This window comes from Sphingopyxis sp. (genome assembly GCF_050725655.1).
GTDB lineage: Bacteria > Pseudomonadota > Alphaproteobacteria > Sphingomonadales > Sphingomonadaceae > Sphingopyxis.
This window is the reverse complement of record NZ_JBOHHT010000092.1, coordinates 1-9,879: the sequence shown is the minus strand read 5'-3', so window position 1 is coordinate 9,879 and position 9,879 is coordinate 1. Positions and strand designations below refer to the sequence as shown.

9 protein-coding genes are annotated in these 9,879 nt (G+C 67.0%); 4 read left to right on the top strand and 5 right to left on the bottom strand.

Annotated elements, in window-relative coordinates; genetic code table 11:
- Window positions 1–62: 62 nt before the first annotated feature.
- Window positions 63–1,490: an FGGY family carbohydrate kinase gene (locus tag ACREBX_RS14330; RefSeq protein WP_431562421.1), complete on the top strand. Its 1,428-nt coding sequence runs from the start codon at window positions 63–65 to the stop codon at window positions 1,488–1,490.
- Between the two features lie 122 nt (window positions 1,491–1,612).
- Here ACREBX_RS14330 and ACREBX_RS14325 read toward each other — a convergent pair whose 3' ends face one another.
- Window positions 1,613–2,449: a sugar phosphate isomerase/epimerase family protein gene (locus ACREBX_RS14325; protein WP_431562420.1), complete on the bottom strand. Its 837-nt coding sequence runs from the start codon at window positions 2,447–2,449 to the stop codon at window positions 1,613–1,615.
- A 173-nt stretch (window positions 2,450–2,622) separates the two neighbouring features.
- On the opposite strand from ACREBX_RS14325, the gene ACREBX_RS14320 reads away from it, so the two are divergent.
- The 3 genes from ACREBX_RS14320 to ACREBX_RS14310 are packed head-to-tail and all read left to right on the top strand — an operon-like array spanning window position 2,623 to window position 5,539.
- Window positions 2,623–3,957: a spinster family MFS transporter gene (locus ACREBX_RS14320; RefSeq protein WP_431562419.1), complete on the top strand. Its 1,335-nt coding sequence runs from the start codon at window positions 2,623–2,625 to the stop codon at window positions 3,955–3,957.
- Complete coding sequence (locus tag ACREBX_RS14315) at window positions 3,954–5,120, top strand: iron-containing alcohol dehydrogenase (protein ID WP_431562418.1); 1,167 nt, start codon at window positions 3,954–3,956, stop codon at window positions 5,118–5,120. Before ACREBX_RS14320 ends, ACREBX_RS14315 begins: the two co-directional genes overlap by 4 nt.
- A complete protein-coding gene (locus tag ACREBX_RS14310; RefSeq protein ID WP_431562417.1) occupies window positions 5,117–5,539 on the top strand; it encodes a GNAT family acetyltransferase in 423 nt (140 codons plus the stop codon). The genes ACREBX_RS14315 and ACREBX_RS14310 overlap by 4 nt, the downstream gene beginning before the upstream one ends.
- A 12-nt stretch (window positions 5,540–5,551) precedes the next feature.
- Here ACREBX_RS14310 and ACREBX_RS14305 read toward each other — a convergent pair whose 3' ends face one another.
- From ACREBX_RS14305 to ACREBX_RS14290, 4 genes are all read right to left on the bottom strand, one after another.
- Window positions 5,552–5,971 carry a GFA family protein gene (locus ACREBX_RS14305; protein ID WP_431562416.1) on the bottom strand — a complete coding sequence of 140 codons (420 nt, stop codon included), beginning with the start codon at window positions 5,969–5,971 and terminating at the stop codon, window positions 5,552–5,554.
- Window positions 5,972–6,222: 251 nt separating this feature from the next.
- The gene (locus tag ACREBX_RS14300; RefSeq protein ID WP_431562415.1) at window positions 6,223–7,290 is read right to left on the bottom strand and encodes an LLM class flavin-dependent oxidoreductase; all 1,068 of its coding nucleotides are present in this window, start codon (window positions 7,288–7,290) and stop codon (window positions 6,223–6,225) included.
- A complete protein-coding gene (locus tag ACREBX_RS14295; RefSeq protein ID WP_431562422.1) occupies window positions 7,287–8,189 on the bottom strand; it encodes an aldo/keto reductase in 903 nt (300 codons plus the stop codon). Before ACREBX_RS14295 ends, ACREBX_RS14300 begins: the two co-directional genes overlap by 4 nt.
- A 184-nt stretch (window positions 8,190–8,373) precedes the next feature.
- Complete coding sequence (locus ACREBX_RS14290) at window positions 8,374–9,627, bottom strand: MFS transporter (RefSeq protein ID WP_431562414.1); 1,254 nt, start codon at window positions 9,625–9,627, stop codon at window positions 8,374–8,376.
- Between the last annotated feature and the right edge of the window lie 252 nt (window positions 9,628–9,879).

The following is a 9,879-nucleotide window of genomic DNA, read 5'->3' as shown; positions in this document are numbered from 1 at the left end:
AACCTTGCGCAAGGCCGATGGCCCCCACCCCCAACCCCTCCCCTGAAGAGGAGGGGCTTTAGTTGAGCACGCACGGCGAGCTCCTCCTCGCGCTCGACGCGGGCACGACGGGTGCCCGCGCCATGCTGGTCGATCCGGCGGGTGCGGTGCTGGGTGTCGACAAAAGGCCGATCGCGAGCCACTTCCCTGCCCCGGGCTTCGTCGAGCAGGATGCGGGCGCGGTTTGGGACATTTGCCGCGCGGTGATCGACGGCGCGCTGGTCGCGGCGGGGCGCAGCATATCCGATGTCGCCGCGATCGGGGTGACGACGCAGCGTGCGAGCGTCGTGCTGTGGGACCGCGCGACCGGCGAGCCGGTCGCGCCGATGCTCGTGTGGAGCGACCTGCGCGGGATGGACGAATATAAGGCATTGCGTGCGGCGGGGTTCACCGGATGGCCGCAAGTGCCGTCGGCGAAGCTGCCCGCGGCGATTGCGCTGTCGGGGCGCGATCCCCGGGATTTACAGTGGGGCACGCTCGATAGCTGGCTGACCTTCAAGCTCAGCGGCGCGCATGTCACCGATGCGTCGGCCGCGTGGCTGACCGGCTATTATGATTATGCGAACGGGAGCGGATGGGATGCGGCGTTGCTCGCGCACCAGCGCCTGCCCGCAAACCTGTTTCCAGCGCAGGTCGAAAGCTGGGGCGCGATCGCGGAGAGCAATCCCGCAATACTCGGCGCGCAGGTGCCGATCACCGCATTGATTGCCGATCAGGCGGCGGCGATGGTCGCACATGGCGCGCTGGGACGCGGCGACTGGAAAGCGACCTACGGCACGTCGGGGGTGCTGATGGCGGGAACGGGCGATGTCCCCGAGACGATCCATAACAGCATGCCCGCCGAGGCGCTGGCCTTTGCGGGCGACAAGCCGCGCTTTTGCGTCGAGGGGATGGTGATTACCACCGGATCACTGGTCGAATGGCTTTGCGGCGGGCTGGGCCTGTTCGCCTCGCCCGCGGCGATGGAAGCGGCGGCGGCTTCGGTGGCCGACGCCGGGAAGGTCGTGGTGCGGCCGTCGCTCGCGGGCATGGGGGCGCCGCACGGGCTATTCGACGCGCGCGGGCTGATCGCGGGGCTGAGCTTTGCGGATGGGCCGGGACAGGTCGCGCGCGGGGCGCTGCAGGGGATCGCGTTTCGGTTCCGCGAGATCGCCGAGGTGATTGCGGCGGCGCTGCCGGTCCCCGAGGCGCTGCCGGTCGCGGGCGGGCTGTCGGCGAGCGACACGTTGCTGCAGTTGCAGGCCGATGCGTTGCAGCGGCCGGTGCGGCGCCACGCGGTGCGCGAGGCGAGCGCCTATGGCGCGGCGCTGGCGGCGGGGATGGGGGTGGGGCTGTTCGGCGAGACCGATCTGAAGCGGCTGGCGCGCTATGATGCCGAGTTTTTGCCAGAGGTGAGCCGCGATGAGGCCGATGCGGCGTTTGCGCGCTGGCAGGCCGCGGTGGCGGTGTGACGGGGCGGCAACGACCAAATCAAGCCCCTCCCCTTCAGGGGAGGGGTCGGGGGTGGGGGCTCGAAACCTTGTGCGAGGCCGATGCCCCCCACCCCAACCCCTCCCCTGAAGGGGAGGGGCTTTTAAGTGCTGGCCACTTCCCTCCACAATCCGCGCACGATATCGCGCATCCGCTGCGCCTCGTCCCAGCGGTTCGTCAGCTCGCTGCCGTCGGGCGCAGTGATCGCGTAGGGCGGCGGCCCAAGTTCGCACATGAAGGTCAGCGCGTCGTCGCCCCGCGCCTGTTCGAGCCAGAGTTCGAAGCCGCGGCGCCACCAGGCGATATGCTGGTCGAGCCAGCCCGCGTGCTGCGGCGCATCGAGCGCGACCTGCACCTGATGCGTCGTCGAGACGCGGCCGTGGAAATTTTGGCTCCCCTGCAGGATCGTCTCGATCGCTGCGAGCTGGTCTTCGCGAAGCGGCAGCTCCATCTCGCCAGCGACCGGATAGTGCGACAGGTCGGCGGTGAGCGGCAGGCCGGGGCGTTCCTCGAGCAATTGCAGCGTGAAGAGCAGGTCGTTGGTGAGGCGGCCGCGGTGGGTTTCGAACCAGACGGGGAGCGGCGCATCCTTTGCCGCGGCGGCGAGGCTGTCGATCAGGCCGAGCGCGGCGCGAAAGTCGGCGGTCGGGCCGGCGATCTGGACATTGAGATGGTGCGCGCCGAGGCGGTGCGCCTCGCCGATCCAGTGGCGAAGCTGGTCGGCGTCGGCGACGAGCGCCTGCCCTTCCCATGCGAGGCCGAGCGGGTTCATGGCGCGCGCGACGCCATCGGTGCGCGCGGTGCGCGCGAGATTGACGCCGACGCCGTCAAAGCCCGCCGCGACGACTTCACCGAGCGCTTCGTCGAGGCGGTTTTCGATGTCGAAGCCGGGGCATTTGTCGAGGCCCCAGACCGATTGAAGAACGAGCAATTCGGGCATGACGCTTCCTTTTCAGACAACGCTGTCATATCGTGCCGGGGGAGGGTGTCAATTGGCTTCGTTCAGCCGTCACCCCGGACTTGATCCGGGGCCTGCCTTCCTTCTCCGCAAGACAAGGCGGGTCCCGGGTCAAGCCCGGGATGACGAATAAAATGAGATCGTGAGAGGATGAGATGATCACCGAAGCCCCCGTCCCGCCGGCCGTTCCGACCGTGTCGCAGGCGTACCGCCGCTATGCGCTGACGGTGCTGCTGATCATCTATATCCTGAACTTCCTCGACCGGCAGATCGTCTCGATTTTGGCCGAGCCGATCAAGAACGAGCTGCGCCTTGCCGACTGGCAGCTGGGGGTGATGACCGGCCTCGCCTTTGCGCTTTTCTATACGGTGCTCGGCATTCCGATCGCGCGCTATGCAGAGACCGGCGACCGGCCGCGGATCATCGCGGTGGCGGCGGGGCTGTGGAGCGTCTTCACCGTCACATGCGGCTTTGCGCAGAATTTTGTGCAGCTTGTGCTGTGCCGCATCGGGGTCGGGATCGGCGAGGCGGGGTGTACGCCGCCCGCGCACTCGCTGATCACCGACTATACGCCGAAGGAAAAGCGCGCCTCGGCGCTCGCCTTTTATTCGCTTGGCATCCCGCTTGGCGGGCTGCTCGGGCTGGCGCTCGGCGGGCTGATCGCCGATGCTTGGGGATGGCGGACGGCATTCCTGTTCGCGGGCGCTCCGGGCGTGCTGATAGCGATCGTCGCGTGGACGACATTGAAGGAACCGCGGCGGCAGATGAATGCCGATCTTGCCACGCTGAAGGCATCGCGCCCCGATTTCAAGACCGCAATGGCCGAGATCCGCGGCAAGCGCACCTTCTGGCTGATTGCCTTTGCCGCGGCGATCAAGGCGTTCATCGGCTATGGCGCCGCGGCCTTCCTCGCGCCTTTCTTCTTTCGCAACCATGCCGCGGAACTGACCGTCATCGCCGACGATTTCGGGCTGGGGCTGACGGGGTTTCTGGGGGTCGCGCTCGGCATCGTGCTTGGGCTGACCGGCGCGGTGGGGACGTGGATGGGCGGACAGCTCGCCGACAAATATGGCGCGCGCGATCTGCGCGCTTATGTGGCGATCCCGGCGGTTTCGACCTTGCTCGGCATCCCTTTCTATATCGCGGGGCTGATGGCGGATTCGGCGGTGTTCGCGCTGATCATGTTCGCCTTTCCGCCGGTGCTGAACACGCTCTGGTACGGGCCGGGCTTTGCCGCGGTGCAGGGTCTGGTGCGGCCGCAAACGCGCGCAACGGCGGTGGCGGTGCTGCTGTTCATCATCAACCTGCTCGGCCTCGGCCTCGGCCCGCTCGGGGTCGGCGTGGTCAGCGATTTCCTCTCGGGACCGATGGGGCTAGGGTCGGCAGAGGGCGTGCGCTGGTCGCTGATGATCTTCATCCTGTTCGGCGCGCTCGCATCGGCGCTGTTCTGGATGGCGCGCAGTTCGATCCGTGAGGAGATGGTCAGTTGAGTATCGCGAGCATCGCCCTGCCCCGCATTTTCCGCATCGGCGGCGGAGCGTCGAAGGAGTTGCCCGCGGTGCTGGCGGCGCTGGGGCTATCGCGGCCGCTGATCGTGACCGACGGCTGGCTGGTGAGCAGCGGGCGCGTCGCCGAATTGACCGACGGGCTGACGGCGGCGGGGATCGCGGCGCGGGTGTTCGCCGATACGGTGCCCGACCCGACGGTCGCGTCGGTCGATGCGGGGGTCGCGTATCTGCTGGAAGGCGAGCATGACTGCGTCGTCGGCTTCGGCGGCGGCAGCCCGCTCGACAGCGCGAAGGCGATTGCGGTGCTAGGCGAGTTTGGCGGCGCGATGGCCGATTACAAGGCGCCGCATGTGCAGGACGCGCCGGGGCTGCCGGTGATCGCGATCCCGACGACCGCGGGCACGGGGTCGGAGGCGACGCGCTTCACGATCATCACCGACGAGACGACCGACGAGAAGATGCTGTGCCCGGGGCTGGCGTACCTGCCGGTCGCGGCGCTTGTCGATTATGCGCTGACCTTTACCAAGCCGGTGCGGCTGACCGCCGATACCGGGATCGACTCGCTGACGCATGCGATCGAGGCTTATGTGTCGAAGCGCGCGAACCCGTTCAGCGACGGCATGGCTTTGCTCGCGATGCGGGCGATCGCGCCGAATTTGCGGCGCGTGTGCAGCGACCCGATGGATGCGGCGGCGCGCGAGGCGATGATGCTGGGCGCGACGCAGGCGGGGATTGCCTTTTCGAACAGCTCGGTCGCGCTGGTCCACGGGATGAGCCGGCCGATCGGCGCGCATTTCCATGTCCCGCACGGGCTGTCGAACGCGATGCTGCTGCCCGCGGTGACCGCCTGGTCGGCGCCCGCCGCGCTGCACCGCTATGGGGATTGCGCCCGGGCGATGGGGGTCGCCGACGAGGCCGAGGGCGATCAGGCGGCGGTGGCGCGGCTGCTCGATGAACTGGCGGCGCTGAACCGCGAGCTTGAGGTGCCGGGGCCGGCGGCGTGGGGCATCGACGCGGCGCGCTGGGACGCGCTGGTGCCGACGATGTGCGCGCAGGCGGCGGCGTCGGGCTCGCCGGCGAACAATCCAAGAGTACCCGATGCGGAGGAGATGGCGATGCTTTATGCGGCGGTTTGGGCGGGGTGACACTCAAGATGGAAATCCGCCGCTATCGGGCATCCGACTTCGACGGGGTAAAATCGCTTTGGGACGAGGCGTTTCCGGGCGACCCGCCGTGGAATCGTGCCGAAGCGGCGATACCAGCCAAGCTCGCGTTTCAGCCCGACCTGTTCCTCGTGGCGGCAGAAGACAGCCAGGTGATCGGGTCGGTCATGGCCGGGTATGACGGGCATCGCGGCTGGCTTTATTCGGTTGCGGTTCGGAAGGGATGTGAACGCGGAGGCGTAGGGACGGCGCTGGTCCACGAAGCTGAGCGATCACTCCGCGCACTTGGATGCGAAAAGATAAATCTTCAGGTGCGCGCATCGAACGAGGAGGTTGTCCAATTCTATGCGGGGCTGGGATATGCGATCGAGGATCGTATCAGCCTTGGGCGTCGCCTTTAACCAAGGCGGCGATCATTTGCTTGGCGCTGCCTTTACCGGATTTCGTGGGTGGGCAACGAGCGGAAGGTCCAGCCATGCGTGCCCCTGTTCGGACCACACGGCCTGTTCGGGCATCGGGAAGTCCCGATCGGCGAACGCGCCCGCCGCCACCCCGATCAGGTGCGGAAGGCGATCAGGCTCCCACCAGAGCGACGACCCACATTCGAGGCAGAAATGGAAAGAGACATCGCGGCCGCTGGCCGAAGGCCGCGTGAAGGCTTTCGCCTCACCCGCCGTCACCGCGACCCGGTCGCGCGGAAAAAAGGCGGCCACGCTGAAAAGCGATCCGGTTCGCCTTTGGCAATCGAAGCAATGGCAGAGCGAAACCTTGGAAGGTTCGCCGGTGCAGCGCAGGACGAGCTTACCGCAATGACAGGAGGCATGTCGTTCCATCGGGAATGACTATCATCTCTGACCGGGCAAATCACCCCATGCTTCGAATCTGTTCATCGCCCCGCAACCCACACCCTGCTTAAGCGCGCTCGCCTCGTCCCCTTCTCTCCTACGTCTCAAACGTGGGGGCGGGGCATCCTTCACCAGCCGTATCCCCGCGAAGGCGGGGATCCATCTTCTGCTGGTTCCATTTTCCGCCGACCGGAGATGGGCCCCCGCCTTCGCGGGGTACGCAGACCTATTGCGAAAGGTTAGACCGCCAGCGGCCCGTGGTTCATCTTCGGCAGCACATGGCGCGCGAAGAGGTCGGCTTCGGCGGCGTGCGGGTAGCCTGAGAGGATGAAGGCTTCGATGCCCATGTCCTGATAGCGGGTCAGCTTTGCCAGCACCTGGTCGGGGTCGCCGACGATCGCGGCGCCGCAGCCCGAGCGGGCGCGGCCGACGCCGGTCCAGAGATTATCCTCGACATAGCCGTCGTCCGACGCGGCCTCGCGCAAAGCGACCTGCGCGTTGACGCCGAAGCTTTGCGAATCGAGCGACCTGGCCTTGATCTCGGCGCCCTTCGCGGCGTCGAGTTTCGAGAGCAGGCGGTCGGCGGCGGTGCGCGCTTCGGCCTCGGTATCGCGCACGATCATGTGCGCGCGGTAGCCGAATTTGAGGGTGCGGCCATAGGCGGCGGCGCGCTTGGTCATGTCGGCGATGATTTCGCGAACGACCTCTTCGCGGTCGGGCCACATCAGGAAGACGTCGCAGCCCTTTGCGGCGGCGTCGCGCGCGGCGGGCGAGAGGCCGCCGAAATAGAGCGGCGGCGCCTTGCCCGACACCGTGCCGACGCGCGCGGGTGCAACCTGCAGCTTCCAGAACTCGCCGTCATGGTCGAGCGCTTCGCCGTTGAGCAGGGTCTTCAATATGTGCATCGCCTCGACCGTGCGGCGGTAGCGCGGTTCGGAGTCCATCGTCTCGCCCGGCATGTCGGAGGAGATGATGTTGATCGTCAGGCGGCCGCCGAGGATGCGGTCGATCGTCGCGATCTGGCGCGCGAGCTGCGGCGGCCAGCTCTCGCCGATGCGCACCGCCATCAGCAGGCGGATATTCCTGACCATCGTCGCGATCGCGGCGGCGAAGGCGGTGGTGTCGATACCGAGCGCATAACCCGAGGGGAGCAGGATGTTGTCGAAGCCGAGACTATCCGCCTGCATCACGATGTCGCGGCAATGCTCCCAGCTCGATTTGAGCATCGGGTCGGGAACGCCGAGGAATTCATAGTCGTCGTCGCAGAGCGCCGAAAACCAGCTGACTTCGCACGTGCGGTCGGTCATGGCAGTGTCTCCCCCATCGAAGTTTGCAGCACCGCGTACCATTCGGCGCGCGTCCAGCGCGGCTTCAGGGCCTGCGGAATTTCCTTGATGCGTTCGACATTCTGGGTGCCGACGATCGGGATCGGGCGCGCCGGATGCGCCATCACCCAGCTGTAGGTCGCGGCGGCGCGCGAGACGCCGTACTCGGCGGCCTTCGCATCGAGCAGTCCGGCGACTGCGCGCGTGCGCTCGTCGGCCGGATCGCCAAGCCGGCCGCCACCGAGCGGCGACCAGGCGAGGAAGCTCATGCCCTCGGCCACCGACTGGTCGAAGATACCGTCGAAGAGCGGGGCGAGGTGGAGCGGCGAAAATTCGCTCTGGTGGCTGATCACCGGAACGGGGAGGAATTTGGCGAGCGCCGCGGTCTGCGCGGGCGTGAAGTTAGAAACGCCGATCGCGCCGATCTTGCCCGCACGGTACGCGTCCTCGAGCGTCCGTGCGATTTCCTGCGGGTGGGTGAGGAGGTCGGGGCGGTGAATCTGCCACAGCTCGACATGGTCGGTGCGCAGGCGCTGGAGCGATATATCGATTGCCGAGGTCAGATAGGCGGCGCTGCTGTCGTAGGGAACGCCGAGGATGATCCCACCCTTGGTCGCGAGGATCATCTTGTCGCGAAGGTCCGGGGCTTCGGCGAACACGTCGCCGAGCAAAGACTCGGCCGAGCCGAAGCCGCCCGGCGTGTCGCAGCCATAGATGTCGGCGGTGTCGAACAATGTGACGCCGGCTTCGAACGCCGCGTCGATGCGCGCGCGGGCGGTCGCCACGTCGACACCGGCGAAGCGCCACATGCCCCAGGCGATGGGCGAAACCTCATGACCGGCGAGGGTCACATGGGCGGGAGCGGGAAGAAAATCTGACATCGCTGTCATATACTCCATAAGTCGGGATGGGGGAAGAGGGTTTCGTAAGCGGAGCTAAAGCTGGTTTGGATCAGCCTTACGTGTTCCCCGGCGAAAGCCGGGGTCCATTCTACGGCAGGAGATGGGCCCCGGCTTTCGCCGGGGTGCACATAGCTTTGGGGGTTATGCCATCTCGCCCTCCCTGTCAGTGCGCGAGCACCGGCGCGGCCTCGCCATCCTCCTCCTCATCGACCGCGACGATGCGCGGCAGGATGAGGTGGATGGCGGCGAGCGCGACGAGGTAGGTGACGGCGCAGACGAGGAACATCGGGAGGTATCCCCTGCCCGTGTCGAGCGACCAGCCCGCGAACTCGATCATCGCCATGCCCGAGAGGTTGCCGGCAAAGGCGCCGATGCCGATCGCCGAGCCGACGATGCGCGCGGGGAAGACGTCAGTGGTGAGGCCGAAGAGGTTGGTCGAGAAGCCCTGGTGCGCGAAGAGTGCGAGGCCGAGAATCATCGCCGCGGTCCATGCGCTGTCGACCCCGACGAGCAAGGGCACGGGAAGGATGAGCAGCGCGTAGATCAGCATCGTCGTCTTGCGCGCCGCGTTCACGGTCCAGCCGCGGCGACCCATCAGGTACGACGGCAGATAACCGCCGGTGATGCCGCCGATCGCCGCCATGAAATAGACGAAGGCGACCGGAAGCCCGAGCGTGCCCTGCGTCAGCCCGAAGACGCGGTGGAACAGGTCGGGCATGAAGAAGAGCAGGAACCACCAGACCTGATCGGTCAGCGCTTTCCCGAGGATCACCGCCCATTGGCGGCGGTCGCGCAGCAGGCTGCTCCACGCGATCTTCGGCGCCGCGGCGTCGCGCGCGGCGTTCGGCTGTTCGGGAATGCGGACCATCAGCCAGACGACGACCCAGACGAGCCCGAGCCCGCCCGCGATCAGGAAGGTCGCCTGCCACCCCCACATCAGCGCCATAACGGGGATGAGCAAAGGCGTCAGGATCGCGCCGACGTTGGGCGCGATGCCGCCGAGGCCGAGGACGAAACTTCGCTCCTTGGCGTTGAAATAGGTCGCGGCGGTCTTCACCGCGGCGGGGGTGCCGATCGACTCCGCGGCGCCGAGCACGGCGCGCGAGGTCACGAAACCCGCGACGGTCGAAGCGAAGGCATGCGCCATGCCCGCAAGGCTCCAGACGCCGACGCCGATCGCGAAGCCCCAGCGCAGTCCGACCTTGTCGATAAACCAGCCGGTGCCGAGGAAGGCGAGCGCGGCGGCGAACTGGAAGGCCGAAGCCATATGGCTGTAATCGCGGTCGGACCAGTCGAACTCGAGCTGGAGCGTCGGCTTCAGCAGCGCGAGGATCTGGCGGTCGACATAGTTGAGGACGATCGCGATGAAGACGAGCCCCACCACAAGCCAGCGGCGTTTGTCGGCGATTTGCGCCACATGTCTCTCCCCGAATCTATCTGCCTTGCCGATAAGATAACGTTGTCATATCGGAATGGACAGAGTTTTTTCGGACGCTGGCTGCTTTTCTTCCGGCGCCTTTGGGGTGGTGAGCTGCCATAAGCCCTCCCCCCTCCCGCAAGCGGGAGGGGCAGCGAGGCTTGCCAGCTTGCTGGCTAGCCGCAGCGGGGTGGGCCATAGCAACGTCGCTGCCCACCCCCGACCCCTCCCGCCTGCGGGAGGGGAGAAGAA